This window comes from Enterobacter roggenkampii (assembly GCF_001729805.1).
Taxonomy (GTDB): Bacteria; Pseudomonadota; Gammaproteobacteria; order Enterobacterales; family Enterobacteriaceae; genus Enterobacter; species Enterobacter roggenkampii.
This window is the reverse complement of record NZ_CP017184.1, coordinates 4,531,696-4,556,296: the sequence shown is the minus strand read 5'-3', so window position 1 is coordinate 4,556,296 and position 24,601 is coordinate 4,531,696. Positions and strand designations below refer to the sequence as shown.

Sequence of the window (24,601 nt, the reverse complement as noted above, 5' to 3'; positions counted from 1 at the left end):
CGTCCCATTACATAGTCAGACGGGAGTAAATAAAGCATGCCTAAGTATCGTTCAGCCACCACCACCCACGGCCGTAACATGGCCGGTGCCCGCGCGCTGTGGCGCGCCACCGGAATGACCGACGCCGATTTCGGCAAGCCAATTATCGCCGTGGTGAACTCCTTCACCCAGTTCGTACCGGGCCACGTGCACCTGCGCGATCTCGGTAAGCTGGTTGCCGAGCAAATCGAAGCCTCCGGCGGCGTGGCGAAAGAGTTCAACACTATTGCGGTGGATGACGGTATCGCGATGGGCCACGGGGGCATGCTCTATTCACTCCCGTCGCGCGAGCTGATCGCCGACTCGGTAGAGTACATGGTTAACGCCCACTGCGCCGATGCGATGGTCTGTATCTCCAACTGCGACAAAATCACCCCGGGGATGCTGATGGCCTCCCTGCGCCTGAACATTCCGGTGATCTTCGTCTCCGGTGGCCCGATGGAAGCGGGGAAAACCAAGCTTTCCGACAAAATCATCAAGCTCGACCTGGTCGATGCGATGATTCAGGGGGCGGATCCGAAGGTTTCTGACGAGCAGAGTGACCAGGTGGAGCGCTCCGCGTGCCCGACCTGCGGCTCCTGTTCCGGTATGTTCACGGCGAACTCCATGAACTGCCTGACCGAAGCGCTGGGCCTCTCTCAGCCGGGCAACGGCTCGCTGCTGGCGACCCACGCCGACCGTAAGCAGCTGTTCCTCAGTGCCGGTAAACGCATCGTTGAGCTGACTAAGCGCTACTACGAGCAGGACGACACCAGCGCGCTGCCGCGCAGCATCGCCAGCAAAGCGGCGTTCGAGAACGCCATGACCCTGGATATCGCCATGGGCGGTTCCACCAACACCGTTCTGCACCTGCTGGCCGCCGCGCAGGAAGCCGAAATCGACTTCACCATGAGCGACATCGACAGGCTCTCCCGTAAAGTGCCGCAGCTGTGTAAGGTCGCACCGAGTACCCAGAAGTACCATATGGAAGACGTGCATCGCGCGGGTGGCGTCATCGGTATCCTCGGCGAGCTGGATCGCGCCGGGCTGCTGAACCGTGACGTGAAAAACGTGCTTGGCCTGTCGCTGCCTGAGTCGCTGAACCAGTACGACGTGATGCTGACCAAAGACGACGCGGTGAAAAAGATGTTCCGCGCGGGCCCTGCCGGTATTCGTACTACCCAGGCGTTCTCGCAGGACTGCCGCTGGGATACCCTGGACGATGACCGCGCTGAAGGCTGCATCCGCTCGCTGGAGCATGCCTATAGCAAAGACGGCGGCCTGGCCGTGCTGTACGGTAACTTTGCGGAAAATGGCTGCATCGTGAAAACCGCTGGCGTGGACGACAGTATCCTGAAATTCACCGGTCCGGCGAAGGTGTACGAAAGCCAGGATGAAGCGGTAGACGCCATCCTCGGCGGCAAAGTGGTGGAAGGCGACGTGGTGGTCATTCGCTACGAAGGGCCAAAAGGCGGGCCGGGCATGCAGGAGATGCTCTACCCGACCACCTTCCTGAAATCGATGGGCCTCGGTAAAGCCTGTGCGCTGATCACCGACGGTCGTTTCTCCGGCGGCACCTCCGGCCTCTCTATCGGCCACGTCTCGCCGGAAGCGGCAAGCGGCGGCAACATCGCCATCATCGAAGACGGCGACATGATCGACATCGACATTCCGAATCGCGGCATTCAGCTCAAGCTGAGCGACCAGGAGATCGCGGCCCGTCGTGAAGCGCAGGAAGCGCGCGGCGATAAAGCCTGGACGCCGAAAGACCGCCAGCGTGAAGTTTCCTTCGCCCTGCGCGCCTACGCGAGCCTTGCCACCAGTGCAGATAAAGGCGCGGTGCGCGATAAATCGAAACTTGGGGGCTAACGATGGCCGAGTCGCAACCCTTATCCGCCGCCCCTGAGGGGGCGGAATATCTCAGGGCGGTGCTTCGCGCGCCGGTCTATGAAGCCGTGCAGGTCACCCCCCTGCAGAAAATGGAAAAACTCTCTTCGCGCCTGGACAACGTCATCCTGGTGAAGCGCGAAGACCGCCAGCCGGTGCACAGCTTCAAGCTGCGCGGTGCCTACGCGATGATGGCCGGGCTGACCGACGAGCAGAAAGCGCGCGGGGTGATTACCGCATCGGCGGGCAACCACGCGCAGGGCGTGGCGTTCTCGTCTGCCCGTCTGGGGCTGAAAGCGCTGATCGTGATGCCGGTTGCTACCGCCGATATCAAGGTCGACGCGGTGCGCGGTTTCGGCGGCGAAGTCTTGCTCCACGGGGCCAACTTTGACGAAGCAAAAGCCAAAGCGATTGAGCTGGCTCAGCAGCAGGGGTTCACCTGGGTGCCGCCGTTCGACCACCCGATGGTGATTGCCGGGCAGGGCACGCTGGCGCTGGAGCTGCTGCAGCAGGATGCCCATCTCGACCGGGTCTTTGTCCCGGTGGGCGGCGGCGGTTTAGCCGCAGGCGTGGCGGTGCTGATCAAACAGCTGATGCCGCAGATTAAAGTCATTGCCGTGGAAGCGGAAGACTCCGCCTGCCTGAAAGCGGCGCTGGATGCCGGGCATCCGGTCGACCTGCCGCGCGTCGGGCTGTTTGCCGAGGGCGTGGCGGTGAAGCGCATTGGCGACGAAACCTTCCGCCTGTGCCGGGAATATCTCGACGATATCGTCACGGTGGACAGCGACGCCATCTGCGCGGCGATGAAAGATCTGTTCGAAGACGTGCGTGCGGTGGCGGAACCGTCCGGCGCGCTGGCGCTGGCGGGCATGAAAAAATACATCGCGCAGCACAACATCCGCGGCGAGCGTCTGGCGCACGTGCTTTCCGGGGCCAACGTGAACTTCCACGGTCTTCGCTACGTGTCCGAGCGCTGCGAGCTGGGCGAACAGCGTGAAGCGCTGCTGGCGGTGACCATTCCGGAAGAGAAGGGCAGCTTCCTGAAGTTCTGTCAGCTGCTGGGCGGTCGTTCGGTGACGGAGTTTAACTACCGTTTTGCCGATGCTAAAGACGCCTGTATTTTTGTCGGCGTGCGTCTGAGCCGCGGCGTGGAGGAGCGCAAAGAGATCCTCAACCTGCTGCATGAGGGCGGCTATAGCGTGGTCGATCTCTCCGACGACGAGATGGCGAAGCTGCACGTGCGTTACATGGTCGGCGGCCGTCCTTCGAAGCCGCTCAGGGAACGCCTGTTCAGCTTTGAGTTCCCGGAATCGCCGGGCGCGTTGCTCAAGTTCCTGCACACGCTGGGCACGCACTGGAACATCTCTCTGTTCCACTACCGCAGCCACGGCACCGACTACGGCCGCGTGCTGGCGGCGTTCGAACTGGGCGAGCACGAGCCGGATTTCGAAACGCGGCTGAACGAGCTGGGCTACGAGTGCCATGACGAAACCCACAACCCGGCGTTCCGCTTCTTCCTGGCAGGCTAAGGGCTGAGCGGCATGTAGGCCGGGTAAGCGCAGCGCCACCCGGCTTTAGTGGTTCGGCAGTATCGTCCAGAACGCATCAATAAGCGGCTCATGCAGCCGCTTTTTTTGTGCGCACACGCCAAGCTCAAACGGCGTTTTCTCGTCGCTGCGCTCTAAAATCATCACGCGATTGCGCACCGGCTCCGGGCTGTTGTCCAGCACCACTTCCGGCAGCAGCGCCACGCCGCAGCCCAGCGCCACCATCGACACCATCGCCTCATGGCCGCTGACGGTGGCGTAAATCGACGGGTTGCTGATTTTCTGACGGCGGAACCACAGCTCAATGCGGCGGCGAACCGGGCCCTGATCGGCCATGATAAACGGCACCGTGGACCAGTCCGGTTTTTCCACCGACACCTGGTTACGCACCGGGCAGGGCAGCGCGGGGGCAATCAGCACCACCGCCAGATTTTCCAGCATCGAGAACGCTACCGCGCCCGGCAGGGTTTCCGGCTTCCCGGCAATGGCGAGATCCGCTTCGCCCGTCACCACTTTTTCCATCGCGTCGGCAGCGTCGCCGGTAGTGAGCTTAATTTCAACCGACGGATGCGCCGCGCGAAAGCGGTCAAGGATGGGCGGCAGATGGCTGTAGGCGGCGGTCACGGAGCAGAAAATATGCAGCTCACCGGAGAGTGACGGCCCCTGCTGATCGATAGAGTGCCGCAGCTGCTGGTACTGCAACAGCGTCTGCTGGGCAAAAATACGCAGCTCTTCGCCCGCTTCCGTGAGGGTGACGGTGCGGTTATCGCGCACGAACAGCGGCTGGCCGAGGTCTTCCTCAAGGCGCTGGATCTGGCGCGAAAGCGTGGAGGGGCTGACGTGCATCGCCCGGGCGCTGCGGCCAAAGTGACGGCTTTCCGCCAGGTGCAGGAACATTTTCAGATCGCGTAAATCCACCGATTCCACTCCCTCTTTTTACATTGCATAAATTGCAATGTGACGTTGTGAATATATCAATTTCCGCAATAAATTTCCTGTTGTAATGTGGGTACATTCTCGCTGAAACGCGAACCGAACAATAAGACACACAACATCACGAGGTATCACCCATGGCTAACTACTTTAATACACTGAACTTGCGCCAGCAGCTGGCGCAGTTGGGCAAATGCCGCTTCATGGCGCGCGATGAATTTGCCGATGGCGCGAGCTACCTTCAGGGTAAAAAAGTGGTCATCGTCGGCTGTGGCGCACAGGGTCTGAACCAGGGCCTGAACATGCGTGACTCCGGTCTGGATATCTCCTACGCCCTGCGCAAAGAAGCGATTGCCGAGAAGCGTGCCTCCTGGCGCAAAGCGACCGAAAATGGCTTCAAAGTGGGTACCTACGAAGAGCTGATCCCGCAGGCGGATCTGGTGGTTAACCTGACGCCGGACAAGCAGCACTCAGACGTTGTGCGTTCCGTACAGCCGCTGATGAAAGACGGCGCGGCGCTGGGTTACTCCCACGGCTTCAACATCGTTGAAGTGGGCGAGCAGATCCGTAAAGACATCACCGTAGTGATGGTGGCACCGAAGTGCCCGGGTACCGAAGTGCGTGAAGAGTACAAGCGTGGTTTCGGCGTGCCGACGCTGATCGCGGTTCACCCGGAAAACGATCCGAAAGGTGAAGGTATGGCGATTGCCAAAGCATGGGCTGCGGCGACCGGCGGCCACCGTGCGGGCGTGCTGGAATCGTCCTTCGTTGCCGAAGTGAAATCTGACCTGATGGGCGAGCAGACCATTCTGTGCGGTATGCTGCAGGCCGGTTCTCTGCTGTGCTTCGATAAGCTGGTGGAAGAGGGCACCGACCCGGCATACGCGGAAAAACTGATTCAGTTCGGCTGGGAGACCATCACCGAAGCGCTGAAGCAGGGCGGTATTACGCTGATGATGGACCGTCTGTCCAACCCGGCAAAACTGCGTGCTTACGCGCTGTCTGAACAGCTGAAAACCATCATGGCGCCGCTGTTCCAGAAACATATGGACGACATCATCTCCGGCGAGTTCTCTTCCGGCATGATGGCTGACTGGGCGAACGACGATAAGAAACTGCTGACCTGGCGTGAAGAGACCGGTAAGACCGCGTTCGAAACCGCGCCACAGTACGAAGGTAAAATCGGCGAGCAGGAGTACTTCGATAAAGGCGTCCTGATGATTGCGATGGTGAAAGCAGGCGTTGAGCTGGCGTTCGAAACCATGGTGGATTCCGGCATCATTGAAGAGTCTGCGTACTACGAATCACTGCACGAGCTGCCGCTGATCGCGAACACCATCGCCCGTAAGCGTCTGTACGAAATGAACGTGGTTATCTCTGATACTGCAGAATACGGTAACTACCTGTTCTCTTACGCCTGCGTACCGCTGCTGAAAGAGTTTATGACCACTCTGCAGCCGGGCGATCTGGGTAAAGCGATTGCAGAAGGTGCCGTGGACAACGCGCAGCTGCGCGATGTGAACGAAGCGATTCGCAGCCACCAGATCGAGAAAGTGGGCCACAAACTGCGTGGCTACATGACCGACATGAAGCGTATCGCGGTAGCGGGTTAACAACTTTGTCGGGTGGCGCTTCGCTAACCCGACCTACAAAACCGTAAGATGTAGGCCGGGTAGGCGCAGTCGCCACCCGGCTTGTTTATTTGCGGTACAGCACTTTAATCACGTGGTAGCCGAACTGCGTGTGCAGCGGGCCGGTTGGCTCCAGCACCGGGCAGGAGAAGACCACTTTATCGAATGCCGGTACCATCTGACCCTGGCGGAATTCACCCAGATCGCCGCCGCGTTTGCCTGACGGACAGATAGAGTGCTTCTTCGCCAGCTTGCCGAAGTCGGCGCCGTTTTTGATCTGCTCCAGAAGATCCAGAGCCAGTTTCTCTTCTTTAACAAGAATATGCAGTGCTGCTGCTGTTTTTGCCATGATCGTGCCTTGAGTGGTATGGATTAGGCTCGCTATACTACCACGCTGTTATTCTCCCCTCCTGACTTTCATTGAGTGATCATTTATGCGTTTAAACCCCGGACAACAACAAGCCGTCGAATTTGTCACCGGACCGTGTCTGGTGCTGGCGGGTGCAGGATCCGGCAAAACGCGCGTTATCACCAATAAGATTGCGCACCTGATCCGCGGCTGTGGCTATCAGGCCCGGCACATTGCGGCGGTAACCTTTACCAATAAAGCGGCGCGTGAGATGAAAGAGCGTGTCGGCCAGACCCTGGGGCGTAAAGAGGCGCGCGGCCTGATGATCTCCACCTTCCACACGCTGGGGCTGGATATCATTAAACGCGAGTATGCTGCGCTGGGAATGAAGTCCAACTTCTCGCTCTTCGATGACACCGACCAGGTGGCGTTGCTCAAAGAGCTCACCGAGGGGCTGATCGAAGATGACAAGGTGCTGTTGCAGCAGCTGATCTCAACGATCTCAAACTGGAAAAACGATCTGATGACCCCGGCCCAGGCCGCGGCGATCGCCAAAGGCGAACGGGATCGGATCTTTGCCCACTGCTACAGTCTGTACGATGCACATATGAAAGCGTGCAACGTGCTGGACTTTGACGACCTGATTTTGCTGCCCACGCTGCTGCTGCAGCGGAACGAAGAGGTTCGCGAGCGCTGGCAGAACAAAATCCGTTACCTGCTGGTGGATGAGTATCAGGACACCAACACCAGCCAGTACGAGCTGGTGAAGCTGCTGGTGGGGCAGCGCGCGCGTTTCACCGTGGTCGGCGACGACGACCAGTCAATTTACTCCTGGCGCGGCGCGCGTCCGCAAAACCTGGTGCTGCTGAGCAAAGATTTTCCGGCGCTGCAGGTGATTAAGCTGGAGCAAAACTACCGCTCCTCCGGGCGTATCCTGAAGGCAGCAAACATCCTGATTGCCAATAACCCGCACGTGTTTGAGAAGCGTCTCTTCTCCGAGCTGGGTTACGGTACTGAATTGAAGGTGCTCAGCGCCAACAACGAAGAGCATGAGGCGGAGCGCGTGACGGGCGAACTGATCGCCCACCACTTCGTCAATAAAACCGAATATAAGGATTACGCGATCCTCTATCGCGGCAATCACCAGTCGCGCGTCTTTGAAAAGATGCTGATGCAGAACCGCATCCCCTACAAAATTTCGGGCGGTACGTCGTTCTTCTCACGGCCAGAGATTAAAGATCTGCTGGCCTATCTGCGCGTCCTCACGAACCCGGATGACGACAGCGCGTTTCTGCGTATCGTGAATACGCCGAAGCGCGAGATTGGCCCTGCGACGCTGCAAAAGCTGGGCGAGTGGGCGATGACGCGTAATAAAAGCCTTTTTACCGCCAGCTTCGACATGGGGCTGAGCCAGACGTTAACCGGCCGCGGTTACGATTCGTTAACACGATTCACCCACTGGCTCGGCGAAGTGCAGCGTCTCGCGGAGCGCGAGCCGGTGGCGGCGGTGCGCGATCTTATTCACGGCATCGACTATGAGTCCTGGCTGTACGAAACCTCGGCCAGCCCGAAAGCGGCTGAGATGCGGATGAAAAACGTTAACCAGCTCTTCAGCTGGATGACCGAAATGCTGGAAGGCTCTGAAATCGACGAGCCGATGACCCTGACGCAGGTCGTCACCCGCTTTACCCTGCGCGACATGATGGAGCGCGGCGAGAGCGAAGAAGAAGCCGATCAGGTTCAGCTGATGACGCTGCATGCGTCCAAAGGGCTGGAGTTCCCGTATGTGTATCTGGTTGGTATGGAAGAGGGATTGTTACCGCACCAGAGCAGCATTGACGAAGATAACGTCGACGAGGAGCGCCGTCTGGCCTACGTGGGGATCACCCGTGCGCAGAAAGAGCTGACGTTTACGCTGTGTAAAGAGCGCCGTCAGTATGGCGAACTCGTCCGCCCGGAGCCGAGCCGTTTCCTGCTGGAGCTGCCGCAGGACGACCTGATCTGGGAACAGGAACGCAAAGTGATTACCGCAGAAGAGCGGATGCATAAGGGGCAGGCTAACGTGGCGAACATTCGCGCCATGCTGGCAAAAGCCAAAGAGAAAGGATAATGATGAGTAGGCCGGGTAAGGCGAAGCCGCCACCCGGCAATGTTCAGCGTATTACTTCACTTCCAGCACCCAGTGCACATAGCTCTGCCACTGGCACTCCTGCTCGATCATCTCTGCCCCAAGCGGGTGACGTTCAATCCAGTTTTCCGGCAGCGTCAGCGACAGTTTTTCGTCATCGGCCACCAGATTGATTGCAGGCAGCAAATCATCGCGACGGCGGCTGGCAAACAGAATCGCCAGACGCAGCAGGCGGCACAGATGTTCGGCCACGCGCGGCGGAACGGCGTTTTGCTGATGCAAAGATGAAAGATCAACGGCGTTGGTCTGGTTCAGCAGCAGCGTTGCCAGCAGCTTTTTCTGTGCGGGCGTGTAGCCCGGTAAATCCAGGTTGCGAACCAGATACGCTGCGTGAGCGGGGGCCTGCTTAAAATCAATGCTCAGCCCCACTTCATGCAGCGCACAGGCGCTCAGCAATAAATCGCGGCTCAGATGATCAAGATCCCAGACGTTAGCGACCTGATCGGCGAAGCGAGATGCCAGCTGCGATACGCGTCCTGCCTGATCGATATCAACCAGAAAACGACGCTGTACGTTGCGCAGGGTTCGGCTGCGGATATCCTGATCGACCGACAGATGCAGCATCCCGTAGACCAGGCCTTCGCGCAGCGCGCCGCCGGCAAGGGTCATACACTGGATGTTGAGCTCGGTGAAAATGGCGATCAGAATGGCCAGCCCGCTCGGGAAGACCAGCGCGCGTTCCAGCGTCAGGCCTTCAATTTCCAGTTCTTCCAGGCGTCCGCACTGGATGGCGCGCTGTTTTAGCTGCTGAAGTTTGGCAAGCGTAATCCGCTCGTCCATTCCCTGCGCCATCATGATTTCCTGCAGGGCCTGCACGGTCCCCGACGCACCCACGCACACTTTCCAGCCGTGATAGCGCAGTTCGTCCATCACGGGACGTAATACCTCGCGCGCGGCATTTTCTGCCTCGTCGAAGTTCTCTTTACCCAGATTACGATCGGTAAAATAGCGCTCAAGCCAGGTCACGCAGCCCATCGACAGGCTGAACAGCGACGTAGCCTGCGCGCCGGTGCCGGTCACCAGCTCGGTACTGGCTCCGCCGATATCCACCACCAGGCGGCGATCGTCACCCCCCGTAGTGTGTGCAACACCCTGATAAATCAGACGCGCTTCTTCTTCACCGCTGATAACCTGAACCGGGCAACCGAGAATCTCCTGCGCTCTGGCAATAAAATCCACGGCGTTAACCGCCAGGCGGAGTGTCGCAGTGGCGACAACGGTGATTTGGGCGTGCGGGATATCCTGCAGACGCTCGGCAAAGAGTCGCAGGCACTGCCAGCCACGTTCCATGGCTTCAGGCGAGAGGTGATTGTCGCTGCTCAGGCCCGCCGCGAGGCGGACCTTGCGCTTAATGCGCGTCAGCGTTTGTATGCTTCCCGCCACCTCGCGCACAACCAGCATATGAAAACTATTCGAACCGAGATCAATTGCCGCATAAAGCGAGGTGGAGCTGAGCATATTTTCTTAACCTGAACGACGACGATTACGCGGTGCGCCGCCTGAACGACGCGGACCATTGCCGGAGCGTGGGCGGGTAAGACGCTTAGGCGGCGGCAGTTCGCTTAACAGCGCTTCCGGATTGTATTTGCTCTGCGGAATAGAGTGACCGATGTAGGTCTCAATGGCCGGAAGGTTCAGCGCATACTCTTCACACGCAAGGCTAATAGAGTGACCGCTTGCGCCCGCGCGACCGGTACGACCGATACGGTGTACGTAGTCTTCACAGTCGTCTGGCAGATCGTAGTTAAAGACGTGCGTTACGGCTGGAATGTGTAAACCACGTGCAGCCACGTCGGTGGCGACCAGAATATCGAGATCGCCGCGGGTAAACTCTTCGAGAATACGCAGGCGTTTTTTCTGCGCCACGTCGCCGGTCAACAGGCCAACACGGTGACCATCGGCAGCCAGGTGGCCCCAGATGTCTTCACAACGGTGTTTGGTGTTGGCAAAGATGATGGCGCGATCTGGCCACTCTTCTTCAATCAGCGTTTGCAGCAGGCGCATTTTCTCTTCATTAGAAGGATAGAAGAGCTCTTCTTTAATGCGGTGACCCGTTTTCTGCTCCGGTTCCACTTCTACGTATTCGGCGTTGTTCATCTGTTCGAACGCCAGCTCGCGAACGCGGTAGGAGAGGGTTGCAGAGAACAGCATATTCAGGCGCTGATTAGCCGGAGGCATACGGCGGAACAGCCAGCGGATGTCTTTAATGAAGCCCAGATCGTACATGCGGTCAGCTTCATCGAGCACCACAACCTGGATGGCACCGAGGTTAATGTGGTTCTGTTTGGCGTAATCGATAAGACGGCCGGTGGTACCGATCAGGATATCCACACCGCTTTCCAGCACTTTCAGCTGTTTATCGTAGCCGTCGCCGCCATAGGCCAGGCCCAGCTTCAGGCCGGTAGCCTGCGCCAGGGGTTCAGCGTCTGCGTGGATCTGTACCGCCAGTTCTCGCGTCGGGGCCATAATTAGCGCGCGCGGCTGGTTAACTTTGCGGTCTGCAATCGCTGGGTGAGAAAGTAAATAATGAAACGTTGACGTTAAAAACGCCATCGTTTTGCCGGTACCGGTTTGCGCCTGCCCGGCAACATCGCGACCGGCCAGCGTCAGCGGCAGCGCGAGGGCCTGAATGGGCGTGCAGTTATGAAACCCTTTATTTTCAAGGGCTTCAATCACCTTCGGGTGCAGCGCGAAGTCGGAAAACTTCTGTTCTGTTAAATGTGTTTTGCTCATAGTGTGGTAGAATATCAGCTTACTATTGCTTTACGAAAGCGTATCCGGTGAAATAAAGTCAACCTTTAGTTGGTTAATGCGACATCAACGCGTCGTTGGTGGAGACAAAACCAACGTACCAGGCTTATTCCTGTGGAGTTATATATGAGCGATAAAATTATTCACCTGACTGACGACAGTTTTGACACGGACGTACTTAAGGCTGACGGGCTGATCCTCGTCGATTTCTGGGCTGAATGGTGTGGTCCTTGCAAAATGATCGCCCCGATTCTGGATGAGATCGCCGACGAATATCAGGGCAAACTGACCGTTGCCAAGCTGAACATCGACCAGAACCCGGGCACCGCACCAAAATACGGTATCCGTGGTATTCCGACCCTGCTGCTGTTCAAAAACGGCGAAGTGGCGGCGACCAAAGTGGGCGCGCTGTCCAAAGGTCAACTGAAAGAGTTCCTCGACGCTAACCTGGCGTAAGGTTTCTCCGCTGTGCGTTCAGAGCCCCCGGCTAAATGATTCGGAACTCTGGACGCCCGGCTGAAGTCGTGCTAAGTTAGCTATGACTTCGTTTTAAACATATCTTGTTGTTTGAATCTTGTTTTACCCGATACTTCCCGTTGTTAACATGAACAGTGCGTGAAGTGGCTAAATTCCGGGCTTGTCACTCAATCCGTCTTGTCGTTTCAGTTCTGCGTTCTTTCCCTGTGACCAGACAGCGAACAGACATGAGTTGATGGCCGCTAAACAGGCATGGATGACCCTGCCATACCATTCACAACATTAAGTTCGAGAATCACCCCGAGTTTAAGAACCCACACCATTATGAATCTTACCGAATTAAAGAATACGCCGGTTTCTGAGCTGATCACTCTCGGCGAAAATATGGGGCTGGAAAACCAGGCTCGTATGCGCAAGCAGGACATCATTTTCGCCATCCTGAAGCAGCACGCTAAGAGTGGCGAAGATATCTTTGGCGACGGTGTGCTGGAGATATTGCAAGACGGATTTGGTTTCCTCCGCTCTGCAGACAGCTCCTACCTCGCCGGCCCTGACGACATCTACGTATCCCCCAGCCAAATCCGCCGTTTCAACCTCCGCACTGGTGACACCATTTCAGGTAAGATTCGTCCTCCTAAAGAGGGTGAACGCTACTTTGCGCTGTTGAAAGTCAATGAAGTTAACTTCGATAAGCCAGAAAACTCGCGCAATAAGATCCTCTTTGAGAACTTAACGCCGCTGCACGCGAACTCTCGCCTGCGTATGGAGCGTGGTAACGGTTCTACCGAAGACTTAACCGCGCGCGTTCTGGATCTGGCCTCACCAATCGGTCGTGGTCAGCGTGGTCTGATTGTGGCGCCGCCAAAAGCGGGTAAAACCATGCTGCTGCAGAACATCGCGCAGAGCATTGCTTACAACCACCCTGACTGTGTGCTGATGGTGCTGCTGATTGACGAACGTCCGGAAGAAGTGACCGAGATGCAGCGTCTGGTTAAAGGTGAAGTGGTTGCTTCTACCTTCGACGAGCCAGCATCTCGCCACGTTCAGGTTGCGGAAATGGTTATCGAGAAGGCAAAACGCCTGGTTGAGCACAAGAAAGACGTGATCATCCTGCTCGACTCTATCACCCGTCTGGCGCGTGCCTACAACACCGTGGTCCCGGCGTCTGGTAAAGTCCTGACCGGTGGTGTGGATGCTAACGCCCTGCATCGTCCAAAACGTTTCTTCGGTGCTGCACGTAACGTCGAAGAGGGCGGCAGCCTGACCATCATCGCGACCGCGCTGATTGATACCGGCTCCAAAATGGACGAAGTGATTTACGAAGAGTTTAAAGGGACAGGCAACATGGAACTGCACCTCTCTCGTAAGATCGCTGAAAAACGCGTCTTCCCGGCAATCGACTACAACCGTTCCGGTACCCGTAAAGAAGAGCTGCTCACCACCCAGGAAGAGCTGCAGAAAATGTGGATCCTGCGCAAAATCATCCATCCAATGGGTGAAATCGACGCGATGGAGTTCCTCATTAACAAACTGGCAATGACCAAAACCAACGACGATTTCTTCGACATGATGAAACGCTCGTAACGCAAATAAAGCCAGCGAACGCCACGTTTTTACGTGGCGTTTTTCTTTTATGGACTATACGCTAGTACCACCTACTCCCAATTTTGACGTGTAGGTGCGACAATAAGACGATTCGTAGAGTAAAAACATTAATAGCTTGAATAATATACAAATGAGGTCACAAGAGGTTTACTTTTACCTTCGGGCTATGAGCCTTCGTGGTTATACTTCCGAGACTAACATTTGTTGAGAATCCATTGTGAACCTATTCGATACGTTTACTGATCTAACCAGTATTTTTTTATTCACCACCTGTTTTCTGTTTATTGCGCGTAAGGTGGCGAAATACGTGGGGTTAGTGGATAAACCCAACTTCCGGAAGCGTCATCAGGGCATGATCCCCCTGGTGGGTGGTATTTCCGTTTTTGCCGGCATTTGCTATGCCTTCGCAATTGCTAACTACTATGTCCCACATGTCAAATTATATCTGATGTGTTCAACGGTACTGGTCATCGTCGGCGCGCTTGACGATCGTTATGACATCAGCGTTAAAATCCGCGCCTTTGTGCAGGCGGCAGTTGGCATTGCCATGATGGTCTCAGCAAAACTCTACTTGAGTAGCCTGGGCTATATTTTTGGCTCGTGGGAGATGGTGCTCGGCCCGTTCGGCTATTTTCTGACGCTTTTCGCCGTATGGGTTGCTATAAATGCCTTCAACATGGTCGATGGTATTGATGGCTTGCTGGGGGGACTCTCCTGCGTCTCGTTTGCCGCGATCGGTTTTATTTTGTGGTTTGACGGTCAATATAGTCTTGCTATGTGGTGCTTCGCCATGATTGCCGCCATCCTGCCTTATATCCTGTTAAACCTCGGTGCGCTGGGGCGTCGCTATAAAGTCTTTATGGGTGATGCGGGCAGCACACTCATTGGGTTTACCGTCATCTGGATTTTGCTGGAAACGACTCAGGGGCAAGTCCATCCTATCAGCCCTGTCACCGCGTTGTGGATTATCGCAATCCCGTTAATGGATATGGTTGCGATTATGTATCGCCGCTTGCGCAAAGGAATGAGTCCCTTCTCAGCCGACCGACAGCATATTCATCATTTGATCATGCGCGCTGGATTCACCTCCCGGCAGGCATTTGTTTTGATAACCGTGGCGGCCGCCATCCTTGCGGGAGTGGGTGTTGCCGCGGAGTATGCTCATTTTGTGCCAGAATGGGTTATGTTGGCATTATTTTTGCTAGCGTTTTTCCTTTACGGCTACTGCATTAAGCGCGCATGGAAAGTAGCGCGGTTCATTAAACGTATTAAACGCAGGATGCGTCGTAACAGTGGCAAAAACACAACATTAACTAAGTAAAACCGGGACTATGATGACTCAACCGTTGGCGGGAGCGAAATCAGTGGTAACTGAGAATGAACTGGATATTCGGGGTTTGTTTCGCGTGTTATGGGCAGGCAAACTTTGGATTGCGGGGATCGCGCTGGGGTTTGCACTGTTAGCGCTGGCCTATACGTTCTTTGCAAAACAAGAGTGGAGCGCCACGGCAATCACTGACAAACCAACGGTTAACATGCTTGGGGGGTTCTATTCCCAACAGCAATTCCTGCGAAACCTGGATATCAAAGCTAACCTCGCCACGCCGGATCAGGTCTCCGTTATGGATGAGGCCTATAAAGAGTTTGTGATGCAACTGGCTTCGTGGGATACGCGCCGCGACTTCTGGTCCCAGACGGATTACTACAAGCAGCGTCGGGTTGATAACACCAAAGCCGACGCCGCTCTGCTGGACGATCTGATTAACAATATTCAATTTATGCCGGGCGACGCGCTGCGTAACGTGAATGACAGCGTCAAGCTGATTGCAGAAACCGCGCCGGACGCCAACAACCTGCTGCGTCAGTATGTCGCGTTTGCCAGCCAGCGTGCCGCAAGCCATCTTAACGAAGAGCTTAAAGGCGCCTGGTCGGCTCGCACCATCCAGATGAAAGCGCAGGTGAAACGTCAGGAAGAGGTGGCTAAAGCGATTTTCGCTCGCCGTGTACACAATATTGAGCAGGCGCTGAAAATTGCGGAACAGCACAATATTTCCCGTACTGAGACGGACGTGCCGGCTGATGAACTGCCTGATTCAGAGATGTTCCTCCTTGGCCGCCCCATGTTGCAGGCACGTCTGGAAAACCTTCAGGCCGTCGGTCCTGATTTTGACCTCGATTACGACCAAAATCGCGCGATGCTCAATACGCTTAATGTCGGTCCCTCTCTGGACCCGCGTTTTCAGACCTATCGTTATTTGCGAACGCCTGAAGAACCTGTAAAACGCGATAGTCCGCGTCGTGCATTCCTGATGATCATGTGGGGGATTGTAGGCGCACTGACGGGCGCTGGCGTGGCGTTAACGCGTCGTCGCACAAACTAAGAATGCCGTCTACGATGAAGGCTGCGGCCTTCATCGCCTAATCGAAGAGAATCGATGTGAAAGTACTAACCGTATTTGGCACCAGGCCGGAGGCCATTAAGATGGCGCCTCTGGTTCATGCGCTGGCCAGCGATCCTGATATTGAAGCGAAAGTGTGCGTCACGGCTCAGCACCGTGAGATGCTCGATCAGGTTTTAACGCTCTTTTCCATCGTCCCGGATTACGATCTTAATATTATGAAACCGGGGCAAGGGTTGACGGAGATAACCTCTCGCATTCTGCAAGATCTCAAGCCGATCCTGGAGTCATTCAAGCCCGACGTCGTGCTGGTGCATGGTGATACCACAACCACGATGGCAACAAGCCTGGCCGCGTTTTACCAGCGTATTCCCGTCGGCCATGTTGAGGCGGGTCTGCGTACCGGCAATCTCTATTCGCCGTGGCCGGAGGAGGCCAACCGCACGCTTACCGGCCATTTGGCGATGTACCACTTTGCCCCAACGGAAAACTCGCGTCAGAACCTGCTGCGTGAAAATATCGCCGATAACAAAATCTTTGTGACCGGCAATACGGTCATCGATGCGTTGATTTGGGTACGCGATCGCGTCCTCGCAAATGACGAGCTTAAGAACGAACTCGCTGCCCGCTATCCATTCCTGCACAACGGCAAAAAAACCATTCTGGTCACCGGCCACCGTCGCGAAAGCTTTGGCCGGGGTTTTGAGCAAATCTGTCACGCGCTGGCTGAAATCGCGGCGCAGAACGACGACGTGCAGATCGTCTATCCGGTCCATCTCAATCCTAACGTCAGCGAGCCGGTTAACCGCATCCTGGGCCATATCGAAAATGTCCTTCTGATTGAACCTCAGGACTATCTGCCGTTTGTCTGGCTGATGAACCATGCCTGGCTGATCCTTACCGATTCCGGCGGCATTCAGGAAGAAGCGCCTTCTCTTGGCAAACCGGTGCTGGTGATGCGTGAAACCACCGAACGTCCGGAAGCGGTCAAAGCCGGTACGGTGCGTCTGGTCGGCACCAACGCGGAACTGATCGTCGAAGAGGTCACGCGCCTTCTGCATGACGACGAAACGTATCAGGCGATGAGCCGGGCCCATAATCCGTATGGAGACGGGCAGGCTTGTGGCCGTATTTTGCATGCACTTAAAAACAATCGGGTATCGCTATGAGTTTTACTACCATCTCTGTCATTGGTCTTGGCTACATTGGCTTGCCCACCGCGGCGGCGTTTGCCTCTCGTCAGAAACAGGTTGTCGGTGTGGATATCAACGCCCGTGCGGTGGAAACCATTAACCGTGGCGAGATTCATATTGTCGAGCCCGATTTGGATCGCGTAGTGAAAGAGGCGGTAGAGGGCGGCTTCCTGCGCGCCAGTACCACGCCGGTTGAAGCGGATGCCTACCTGATTGCCGTTCCAACGCCCTTTAAAGGCGACCACGAGCCCGACATGGTCTACGTCGAGGCGGCGGCAAAGTCCATTGCCCCTGTGCTGAAGAAAGGGGCGCTGGTGATTCTGGAATCAACCTCTCCGGTCGGTGCTACCGAGCAGATGGCGCAGTGGCTGGCCGACGCGCGCCCTGATTTAAGCTTCCCGCAACAGGCGGGGGAGCAGGCGGATATCAACATCGCCTACTGCCCGGAGCGCGTCCTCCCGGGCCAGGTCATGGTCGAACTGACTAAAAACGACCGCGTCATTGGCGGTATGACGCCCGTCTGTTCCGAGCGTGCCAGCGCGCTGTACAAGATTTTCCTGGAAGGCGAGTGTGTGGTGACAAACTCCCGCACCGCCGAGATGTGCAAGCTGACGGAAAACAGCTTCCGTGACGTTAATATCGCCTTTGCGAACGAACTGTCGCTGATTTGCGCCGATCAGGGGATTAACGTCTGGGAGTTGATTAGCCTGGCGAATCGCCATCCGCGTGTAAACATTCTCCAGCCAGGCCCGGGCGTGGGTGGACACTGCATCGCCGTCGATCCGTGGTTTATTGTGGCTCAGAATCCGGCGCAGGCGCGCCTGATTCGCACCGCGCGTGAAGTGAACGACAGCAAACCTCACTGGGTGCTCAATCAGGTCAAAACCACGGTAGCGGATTGTCTGGCAGAGAGCGGAAAGCGCGCCAGCGAGCTGAAAATTGCCTGCTTTGGTCTGGCCTTCAAACCCAACATTGACGACCTGCGCGAAAGCCCGGCAATGGAAATTGCTCAGATGATTGCCGAATGGCACAAGGGTGAAACGCTGGTGGTTGAGCCGAATATCGATGAGTTGCCGGCAAAACTGGCGGGGCACTGCACGCTGGCTGCGCTGGATGAGGCGCTGGCGACGGCGGACGTGCTGGTGCTGCTGGTGGATCATAAAGCGTTTAAAGCGACGTCCGGTGATGCGGTGCGTCAGAAGTATGTGGTTGATACCAAAGGTGTCTGGCGTTGAACAGCCTGAACGGGGTACTTGAGCCCCTGCAGTGGGAGAGTGCCTTTTTCGGCCTGCCGTCGGCCATTGTGCGTCTGCGCGATGATGCGCCGGTACTGGCTGAATCGGATTTCATCACCTGGCAACGGATTCAGGCGAAGATCCCGGCGGACCGTACCGACCTGCTTGATGCGCTCCAGCAACGCGGCTTCCAGCTGGTGGAAGGTGAGGCAGACCTTTCCATAACCCTCACCCGGCATGATGCACCCGGCGCTGAAATCGCAACCGAACAGGATATTCCCGTGCTGCGTCAGATGGCGGCTCAGGCGTTTGCGCAGAGCCGCTTTCGTGCGCCCTGGTACGCACCTGACGATAGCGGCCGTTTCTATGCCCAGTGGATAGAGAATGCGGTTAAAGGCACCTTTGACCACGTCTGCCTGGTTTTCCGCGCAGGGGACGGTCAACTCCAGGGGTTCGTCTCGCTTCGCAAGCTCAACGTGCGCGAGGCGCGTATTGGCTTATTAGCCGGGCGCGGCATGGGTGAGAAACTTATGCAGGCGGCGCTGCACTGGGCGCAGCAGCAGCAGGTTGAGACGCTGCGGGTGGCGACCCAGGTGGGCAACACCGCCGCGCTTAAACGTTATATTGCGAGTGGTGCCAACATCGACGCCACCGCCTACTGGTTATACAGGTGACAAGATGATTCCATTTAACGCACCACCCGTCGTCGGAACGGAACTCGACTATATGCAGTCTGCCATGGGCAGCGGCAAACTCTGCGGTGACGGCGGTTTCACCCGTCGCTGTCAGCAGTGGATGGAACAGCGTTTTCGCAGCGCCAAAGTACTGCTGACCCCGTCCTGTACGGCATCGCTGGAAATGGCCGCACTGCTGCTGGATATCCAGCCCGGCGATGAAGTGATCATGCCGAGCTACACCTTCGTTTCCACGGCGAATGCGTTTGTCCTGCGCGGGGCGAAAATCGTCTTTGTGGATATCCGCCCGGATACCATGAACATTGATGAGACGCTGATTGAAGCGGCGATCACCGACAAAACGCGCGCGATCGTGCCGGTTCACTACGCAGGTGTGGCCTGTGAAATGGACACCATCATGGCCATCGCCAAAAAACATAACCTGTTTGTGGTGGAAGATGCCGCGCAGGGCGTGATGTCGACCTACAAGGGACGCGCGCTGGGCACCATCGGCCACATCGGCTGCTTTAGCTTCCACGAAACCAAAAACTACACGGCAGGCGGAGAGGGTGGCGCGACGCTGATTAACGACCGGGCGCTCGTGGAGCGTGCGGAAGTGATCCGCGAAAAAGGCACCAACCGCAGCCAGTTCTTCCGCGGCCAGGTAGACAAATACACCTGGCGCGATATTGGCTCCAGCTATCTGATGGCGGATCTGCAGGCCGCGTACCTGTGGGCGCAGCTGGAAGCCGCGGATCGCATCAACCTGCAGCGTCTCTCCCTGTGGCAAACCTATTACGATGCGCTGGAACCTCTGGCAAAAGCCGGGCGTATTGCGCTGCCAACGATTCCGGCGGATTGCGTCCACAACGCACACATGTTCTACATCAAGCTGCGCGATAACGACGACCGCAGCGAGCTCATCGCCTGGCTGAAAGAAGCCGAAATTATGGCGGTGTTCCACTATATCCCGCTGCACTCCAGTCCGGCGGGCGAAGCGTTTGGAACGTTCGCGGGTGAAGACCGTTACACCACCAAAGAAAGTGAGCGTTTGCTTCGTCTGCCACTGTTCTACAACCTCGCGCCAGTTAACCAGCGTACGGTGATTAATACCCTCCTGAGTTATTTCGGCTGATATGTCTCTGGCAAAAGCATCGGTGTGGACCGCCGCGTCCACGCTTGTAAAAATTGGGGCCGGGCTGTTGGTCGTCAAGCTCCTGGCCGTCTCATTTGGCCCGTCAGGAGTGGGACTGGCGGGAAATTTCCGTCAGCTTGTCACCGTCCTTGGCGTGCTGGCCGGTGCCGGTATCTTCAACGGCGTCACCAAATACGTTGCGCAGTATCATGATGATGCGGCCCAGCTTCGGAGGGTCGTGGGCACCTCGTCGGCGATGGTCACGGGTTTTTCGACCCTGATGGCGATTATCTTTCTGCTGGCGGCAGCGCCCATCAGCCAGGGATTATTCGGTCACACCCACTATCAGGGGCTGGTGCGTCTGGTCGCATTGGTTCAGATGGGGATTGCCTGGGCTAACCTGCTGCTGGCGCTGATGAAAGGGTTTCGTGATGCTGCCGGGAACGCGCTTGCGTTGATCCTGGGCAGCGTCATCGGCGTGATTGCCTATTATTTCTGCTATCGCCTGGGTGGCTATGAAGGCGCACTGCTGGGGCTGGCGCTGGTTCCGGCGCTGGTGGTTGTGCCTGCGGCATTTATGCTGATGCGTCGGGGCGTCATTCCGCTGAGCTACCTGAAACCGCAATGGGACTCGATGCTTGCCAGCCAACTGGGTAAATTTACCCTGATGGCGCTCATCACCTCCGTCACGCTGCCGGTGGCCTACGTGATGATGCGAAACCTGCTGGCGGCGCACTATAGCTGGGATGAGGTCGGGATCTGGCAGGGCGTAAGCAGTATTTCCGATGCCTATCTTCAGTTTATTACGGCTTCCTTTAGCGTTTACCTGCTGCCAACCCTGTCGCGTCTGACGTCCAGACAGGACATAACGCGCGAGATTTTCCGATCGCTGCGCTTTGTATTGCCGGCCGTCGCGGCTGCCAGCTTTACCGTCTGGTTATTGCGCGATGTCGCCATCTGGCTGCTGTTCTCGGCGAAGTTCACCGCCATGCGCGATCTCTTTGCCTGGCAGCTGGTGGGTGATGTACTGAAAGTGGGGGCTTACGTTTTCGGCTATCTGGTGATCGCGAAAGCGTCCCTGCGGCTCTATATCCTGGCGGAAATTAGCCAGTTTGTTTTACTGACGGCATTTTCACACTGGCTGATACCCACGCACGGCGCGCTGGGGGCGGCCCAGGCCTACATGGCAACCTATATCGTTTATTTCGCCGCCTGTTGCGGTGTATTTTTATTGTGGCGTAAACGCGCATGACTGCACTGATTCACATCCTGGGATCGGATATCCCACACCATAACCAGACCGTTTTGCGGTTCTTCAACGACGAGCTGGCATCGGGCGATCCTGATGCGCGTGAGTTTATGGTTGCAGGTCAGGATAAGGGCCTGAGCGAGGCGTTTCCGGCACTGACGATTCGCTTCTGGCCGGATAAGGCCTCACTGGCGAAGGCGGTGGTTGCCAAAGCCAAAGCGGATCGTAAGCAACGTTTCTTTTTCCACGGGCAGTTCAATATCGGCCTGTGGCTGGCGCTTCTCAGCGGAGGGATTAAACCCTCCCAGTGCAGCTGGCATATCTGGGGAGCTGATCTTTATGAAGTCTCCCGCGGCTGGAAATTCCGTCTTTTTTATCCCCTGCGCCGCATGGCTCAGGGGCGCGTAGGCTGCGTTTTTGCTACCCGCGGCGATCTCAACTATTTTGCTAAACAGCACCCGAACGTGCGCGGCGAGTTGCTCTATTTCCCCACCCGCATGGATCCGGCGCTGAACGCCATGGCGAATGACGCGGTGCGAGAAGGCAAGCTGACGATTCTGGTGGGGAATTCCGGCGATCGCAGTAACGAACATGTCGCGGCGCTCAGGGCGGTGCATCAGCAGTTTGGCGACACGGTGAACGTGGTGGTGCCGATGGGCTATCCCGCCAACAACAGCGCCTATATCGACGAGGTTCGTCAGCAGGGGCTGGCGCTGTTTAGCGCTGAAAATCTGCACATCCTCAGCGATAAGCTGGAATTTGATGAATATCTTGCGCTGCTGAGAAAATGCGATCTCGGTTATTTCATCTTTGCCCGGCAGCAGGGGATTGGCACGCTGTGCCTGCTGATTCAGGCAGGTGTACCGTGCGTGCTCAACCGCGACAACCCGTTCTGGCAGGACATGGCCGAGCAGCATATTCCGGTGCTGTTTACCTCAGACACGCTGAATGTCGAGGTGGTACGTGAAGCTCAACGTCAGCTCACGCTGGTGGATAAAAACAGCATCGATTTTTTCAGCCCGAATTATCTCACGCCGTGGCACCGCGCGCTGCGTATCGCTGCAGGAGACAAAGCATGAGTCAGTTGCAATTCAGCGGCTTACTGGTTGTCTGGCTTCTGAGCAGCCTGTTCATCGCCACGCTCACCTGGTTTGAATTCCGGCGCGTGCGCTTCAACTTTAACGTCTTCTTCTCGTTACTGTTTCTGCTGACGTTCTTTTTCGGCTTCCCGTTGACCAGCATACTGGTCTTCCGTTTTGACGTGAGCGTCGCGCCGCCGGACATTCTGCTCCAGGCGCTTCTGGCGGCGACCTGCTTCTATGCGGTCTACTACGTCACCTATAAAACGCGTCTGCGTTCAGCGCAGGCTGCAGCCCCACGCCGGGCGCTCTTTACCATGAATCGGGTGGAAACCCACCTGACATGGGTGATGCTGATGACTATCGCCCTGGTCAGCGTTGGCATCTTCTTCATGCATAACGGCTTCCTGCTTTTTAAACTCCACTCCTACAGCCAGATTTTTTCGGCAGAAGTCTCGGGCGTGGCGCTTAAGCGTTTCTTCTACTTCTTCATCCCGGCGATGCTGGTGATCTTCTTCCTGCGCCAGGACAGCAAAGCGTGGCTGTTCTTCCTGGTCAGTACCGTCGCATTTGGCATCCTGACCTACATGATTGTGGGCGGTACGCGCGCGAACATCATCATCGCCTTCGCGATCTTCCTGTTTATCGGCATTATCCGCGGCTGGATTTCGCTCTGGATGCTGGTTGCAGCAGGCGTGTTTGGCATTGTGGGGATGTTCTGGCTGGCGCTGAAGCGCTACGGGATGAACGTGGCGGGTGATGAGGCGTTTTATACGTTCCTTTACCTCACGCGCGATACCTTCTCGCCATGGGAAAACCTGGCACTGCTGCTGCAAAATTACGACAAGATTGATTTCCAGGGGCTGGCGCCGATTGTTCGCGACTTCTACGTCTTTATTCCTTCCTGGCTATGGCCGGACCGTCCTGGCGTGGTGCTGAATACGGCGAATTACTTCACCTGGGAAGTGCTGAACAACCATTCCGGTCTGGCAATTTCACCTACGCTGCTCGGTTCCCTGGTGGTGATGGGCGGGGCATGGTTCATTCTGCCCGGTGCGGTTGCCGTGGGGTTGATTATCAAGTGGTTCGACTGGCTTTACCTGCGTGGCAATGAAGAGACCAACCGCTATAAAGCGGCCATTTTGCACAGTTTCTGCTTTGGTGCCATTTTCAATATGATCGTTCTGGCGCGCGAAGGTCTGGACTCGTTCGTTTCGCGCGTGGTGTTCTTCATGGTCGTTTTCGGCATCTGCCTGTTACTGGCCAAGCTGTTGTACTGGCTGTTTGACAGCGCCGGGCTTGTGCACAGGCGCGAGCGGCAGGGCAGCACAACGCTGTCGCAAGTCTGAGTAAGGATAGTAATGACTGATAGAATTTCTGCACCGCGCTATGCGCTACGTGGTCTGCAGCTGATTGGCTGGCGCGACATGCAGCACGCGCTGGATTTTCTGTTCGCCGACGGCCAGATGAAATCCGGTACGCTGGTGGCCATCAACGCGGAAAAGATGCTGGCGGTTGAGGATAACGCGGAAGTCAAAAGCCTGATAGACGCGGCCGAATTTAAATACGCGGACGGGATCAGCGTGGTTCGCTCTATCCGTAAAAAGTATCCTGACGCTAATGTTTCCCGCGTGGCGGGTGCCGATCTCTGGGAGCAGCTTATGGCCCGTGCAGGCGCGCAGGGAACGCCCGTGTTCCTGATTGGCGGGAAGCCGGAGATACTGGCCCAGACGGAAGAGAAACTGCGTCGTCAATGGAATGTTAATATTGTCGGCAGCCAGGATGGTTACTTCAAACCGGAAGATCGGCAGGCGCTGTTTGAGCGCGTTCGTGACAGCGGGGCGAAGATTGTCACCGTGGCGATGGGGTCCCCGCGCCAGGAGATCCTGATGCGTGACTGTCGTCTGGTCTGCCCGGATGCCCTCTACATGGGCGTTGGCGGCACATATGACGTCTTTACCGGCCACGTCAAGCGTGCGCCAGCGGTCTGGCAACATCTGGGGCTGGAGTGGCTGTATCGCCTGCTATCGCAACCGACACGCATTAAACGACAGATCCGTCTGCTTCGCTACCTCGCCTGGCATTACACCGGGAAAATGTAATCAAAATGTAGCGCGATATGCTATTCGCGCTGCAACTCGCCTGCAAAACTGCTGATAATCTGTGCAATGCATTCATTTTTTTTATGCATCGTTTGCCATTTGGCACATTTTAAGAAACCATTCGCTCCGTATTTTAGTCCCCCTAAAAA

20 protein-coding genes are annotated in these 24,601 nt (G+C 56.6%); 16 read left to right on the top strand and 4 right to left on the bottom strand.

Annotation, left to right across the window (positions count from 1 at the left end; translation table 11 throughout):
- Positions 1-36 precede the first annotated feature (36 nt).
- Positions 37-1,887: a dihydroxy-acid dehydratase gene (gene ilvD / locus BFV67_RS21410; RefSeq protein ID WP_069598883.1), complete on the top strand. Its 1,851-nt coding sequence runs from the start codon at positions 37-39 to the stop codon at positions 1,885-1,887.
- A 2-nt stretch (positions 1,888-1,889) separates the two neighbouring features.
- A complete protein-coding gene (ilvA, locus tag BFV67_RS21405; RefSeq protein ID WP_039267211.1) occupies positions 1,890-3,434 on the top strand; it encodes a threonine ammonia-lyase, biosynthetic in 1,545 nt (514 codons plus the stop codon).
- 45 nt (positions 3,435-3,479) lie between these two features.
- Here ilvA and ilvY read toward each other — a convergent pair whose 3' ends face one another.
- Positions 3,480-4,370 carry an HTH-type transcriptional activator IlvY gene (ilvY, locus tag BFV67_RS21400; protein WP_023293577.1) on the bottom strand — a complete coding sequence of 297 codons (891 nt, stop codon included), beginning with the start codon at positions 4,368-4,370 and terminating at the stop codon, positions 3,480-3,482.
- 152 nt (positions 4,371-4,522) lie between these two features.
- Here ilvY and ilvC point away from each other — a divergent pair, with 152 nt between their 5' ends.
- Positions 4,523-5,998 (top strand): ketol-acid reductoisomerase, encoded by a 1,476-nt coding sequence (gene ilvC, locus BFV67_RS21395; RefSeq protein ID WP_008501571.1) that lies wholly within the window; start codon positions 4,523-4,525, stop codon positions 5,996-5,998.
- 85 nt (positions 5,999-6,083) lie between these two features.
- Here ilvC and ppiC read toward each other — a convergent pair whose 3' ends face one another.
- On the bottom strand, positions 6,084-6,365 hold the full coding sequence (ppiC, locus tag BFV67_RS21390; protein ID WP_008501570.1) for a peptidylprolyl isomerase PpiC: 282 nt from the start codon (positions 6,363-6,365) through the stop codon (positions 6,084-6,086).
- A gap of 85 nt (positions 6,366-6,450) precedes the next feature.
- Between ppiC and rep the strand changes: the two genes are divergently transcribed.
- Complete coding sequence (gene rep, locus BFV67_RS21385) at positions 6,451-8,475, top strand: DNA helicase Rep (RefSeq protein ID WP_045353411.1); 2,025 nt, start codon at positions 6,451-6,453, stop codon at positions 8,473-8,475.
- Between the two features lie 51 nt (positions 8,476-8,526).
- Here rep and gppA read toward each other — a convergent pair whose 3' ends face one another.
- Positions 8,527-10,011, bottom strand: a complete 1,485-nt coding sequence (gene gppA / locus BFV67_RS21380) for a guanosine-5'-triphosphate,3'-diphosphate diphosphatase (RefSeq protein WP_021242833.1) — start codon at positions 10,009-10,011, stop codon at positions 8,527-8,529.
- 6 nt (positions 10,012-10,017) lie between these two features.
- Complete coding sequence (gene rhlB, locus BFV67_RS21375; RefSeq protein ID WP_021242834.1) at positions 10,018-11,286, bottom strand: ATP-dependent RNA helicase RhlB; 1,269 nt, start codon at positions 11,284-11,286, stop codon at positions 10,018-10,020.
- A gap of 144 nt (positions 11,287-11,430) precedes the next feature.
- On the opposite strand from rhlB, the gene trxA reads away from it, so the two are divergent.
- From trxA to wecG, 12 genes are all read left to right on the top strand, one after another.
- Positions 11,431-11,760, top strand: coding sequence for a thioredoxin TrxA (gene trxA, locus BFV67_RS21370; RefSeq protein WP_006179218.1), 330 nt, complete (start codon positions 11,431-11,433; stop codon positions 11,758-11,760).
- Between the two features lie 345 nt (positions 11,761-12,105).
- The gene (rho, locus tag BFV67_RS21365; protein ID WP_008501566.1) at positions 12,106-13,365 is read left to right on the top strand and encodes a transcription termination factor Rho; all 1,260 of its coding nucleotides are present in this window, start codon (positions 12,106-12,108) and stop codon (positions 13,363-13,365) included.
- Positions 13,366-13,603: 238 nt separating this feature from the next.
- Positions 13,604-14,707 (top strand): UDP-N-acetylglucosamine--undecaprenyl-phosphate N-acetylglucosaminephosphotransferase, encoded by a 1,104-nt coding sequence (gene wecA, locus BFV67_RS21360; protein ID WP_008501564.1) that lies wholly within the window; start codon positions 13,604-13,606, stop codon positions 14,705-14,707.
- A 13-nt stretch (positions 14,708-14,720) separates the two neighbouring features.
- On the top strand, positions 14,721-15,767 hold the full coding sequence (wzzE, locus tag BFV67_RS21355; RefSeq protein ID WP_008501563.1) for an ECA polysaccharide chain length modulation protein: 1,047 nt from the start codon (positions 14,721-14,723) through the stop codon (positions 15,765-15,767).
- Positions 15,768-15,823: 56 nt separating this feature from the next.
- Positions 15,824-16,954, top strand: a complete 1,131-nt coding sequence (wecB, locus tag BFV67_RS21350) for a non-hydrolyzing UDP-N-acetylglucosamine 2-epimerase (protein ID WP_069598882.1) — start codon at positions 15,824-15,826, stop codon at positions 16,952-16,954.
- Positions 16,951-18,213 carry a UDP-N-acetyl-D-mannosamine dehydrogenase gene (wecC, locus tag BFV67_RS21345; protein WP_069598881.1) on the top strand — a complete coding sequence of 421 codons (1,263 nt, stop codon included), beginning with the start codon at positions 16,951-16,953 and terminating at the stop codon, positions 18,211-18,213. The genes wecB and wecC overlap by 4 nt, the downstream gene beginning before the upstream one ends.
- On the top strand, positions 18,210-18,887 hold the full coding sequence (gene rffC, locus BFV67_RS21340; RefSeq protein ID WP_045353404.1) for a dTDP-4-amino-4,6-dideoxy-D-galactose acyltransferase: 678 nt from the start codon (positions 18,210-18,212) through the stop codon (positions 18,885-18,887). Before wecC ends, rffC begins: the two co-directional genes overlap by 4 nt.
- A gap of 4 nt (positions 18,888-18,891) precedes the next feature.
- Complete coding sequence (gene rffA / locus BFV67_RS21335; protein WP_008501559.1) at positions 18,892-20,022, top strand: dTDP-4-amino-4,6-dideoxygalactose transaminase; 1,131 nt, start codon at positions 18,892-18,894, stop codon at positions 20,020-20,022.
- A gap of 1 nt (position 20,023) precedes the next feature.
- Positions 20,024-21,274, top strand: coding sequence for a lipid III flippase WzxE (wzxE, locus tag BFV67_RS21330; RefSeq protein ID WP_008501558.1), 1,251 nt, complete (start codon positions 20,024-20,026; stop codon positions 21,272-21,274).
- Positions 21,271-22,350 (top strand): TDP-N-acetylfucosamine:lipid II N-acetylfucosaminyltransferase, encoded by a 1,080-nt coding sequence (locus BFV67_RS21325; protein ID WP_069598880.1) that lies wholly within the window; start codon positions 21,271-21,273, stop codon positions 22,348-22,350. The genes wzxE and BFV67_RS21325 overlap by 4 nt, the downstream gene beginning before the upstream one ends.
- Complete coding sequence (gene wzyE, locus BFV67_RS21320) at positions 22,347-23,699, top strand: ECA oligosaccharide polymerase (protein ID WP_008501555.1); 1,353 nt, start codon at positions 22,347-22,349, stop codon at positions 23,697-23,699. The genes BFV67_RS21325 and wzyE overlap by 4 nt, the downstream gene beginning before the upstream one ends.
- A gap of 12 nt (positions 23,700-23,711) precedes the next feature.
- Complete coding sequence (gene wecG / locus BFV67_RS21315; protein WP_008501554.1) at positions 23,712-24,452, top strand: lipopolysaccharide N-acetylmannosaminouronosyltransferase; 741 nt, start codon at positions 23,712-23,714, stop codon at positions 24,450-24,452.
- Positions 24,453-24,601: the final 149 nt, after the last annotated feature.

Coding starts and splice junctions, on each gene's coding strand:
- ilvD (WP_069598883.1), top strand. CDS start 37: ATGCCTAAGTATCGTTCAGCCACCACCACCCACGGCCGTAACATGGCC.
- ilvA (WP_039267211.1), top strand. CDS start 1,890: ATGGCCGAGTCGCAACCCTTATCCGCCGCCCCTGAGGGGGCGGAATAT.
- ilvC (WP_008501571.1), top strand. CDS start 4,523: ATGGCTAACTACTTTAATACACTGAACTTGCGCCAGCAGCTGGCGCAG.
- ppiC (WP_008501570.1), bottom strand. CDS start 6,365: ATGGCAAAAACAGCAGCAGCACTGCATATTCTTGTTAAAGAAGAGAAA.
- rep (WP_045353411.1), top strand. CDS start 6,451: ATGCGTTTAAACCCCGGACAACAACAAGCCGTCGAATTTGTCACCGGA.
- gppA (WP_021242833.1), bottom strand. CDS start 10,011: ATGCTCAGCTCCACCTCGCTTTATGCGGCAATTGATCTCGGTTCGAAT.
- rhlB (WP_021242834.1), bottom strand. CDS start 11,286: ATGAGCAAAACACATTTAACAGAACAGAAGTTTTCCGACTTCGCGCTG.
- trxA (WP_006179218.1), top strand. CDS start 11,431: ATGAGCGATAAAATTATTCACCTGACTGACGACAGTTTTGACACGGAC.
- rho (WP_008501566.1), top strand. CDS start 12,106: ATGAATCTTACCGAATTAAAGAATACGCCGGTTTCTGAGCTGATCACT.
- wzzE (WP_008501563.1), top strand. CDS start 14,721: ATGACTCAACCGTTGGCGGGAGCGAAATCAGTGGTAACTGAGAATGAA.
- wecC (WP_069598881.1), top strand. CDS start 16,951: ATGAGTTTTACTACCATCTCTGTCATTGGTCTTGGCTACATTGGCTTG.
- rffA (WP_008501559.1), top strand. CDS start 18,892: ATGATTCCATTTAACGCACCACCCGTCGTCGGAACGGAACTCGACTAT.
- wzxE (WP_008501558.1), top strand. CDS start 20,024: ATGTCTCTGGCAAAAGCATCGGTGTGGACCGCCGCGTCCACGCTTGTA.
- BFV67_RS21325 (WP_069598880.1), top strand. CDS start 21,271: ATGACTGCACTGATTCACATCCTGGGATCGGATATCCCACACCATAAC.
- wzyE (WP_008501555.1), top strand. CDS start 22,347: ATGAGTCAGTTGCAATTCAGCGGCTTACTGGTTGTCTGGCTTCTGAGC.
- wecG (WP_008501554.1), top strand. CDS start 23,712: ATGACTGATAGAATTTCTGCACCGCGCTATGCGCTACGTGGTCTGCAG.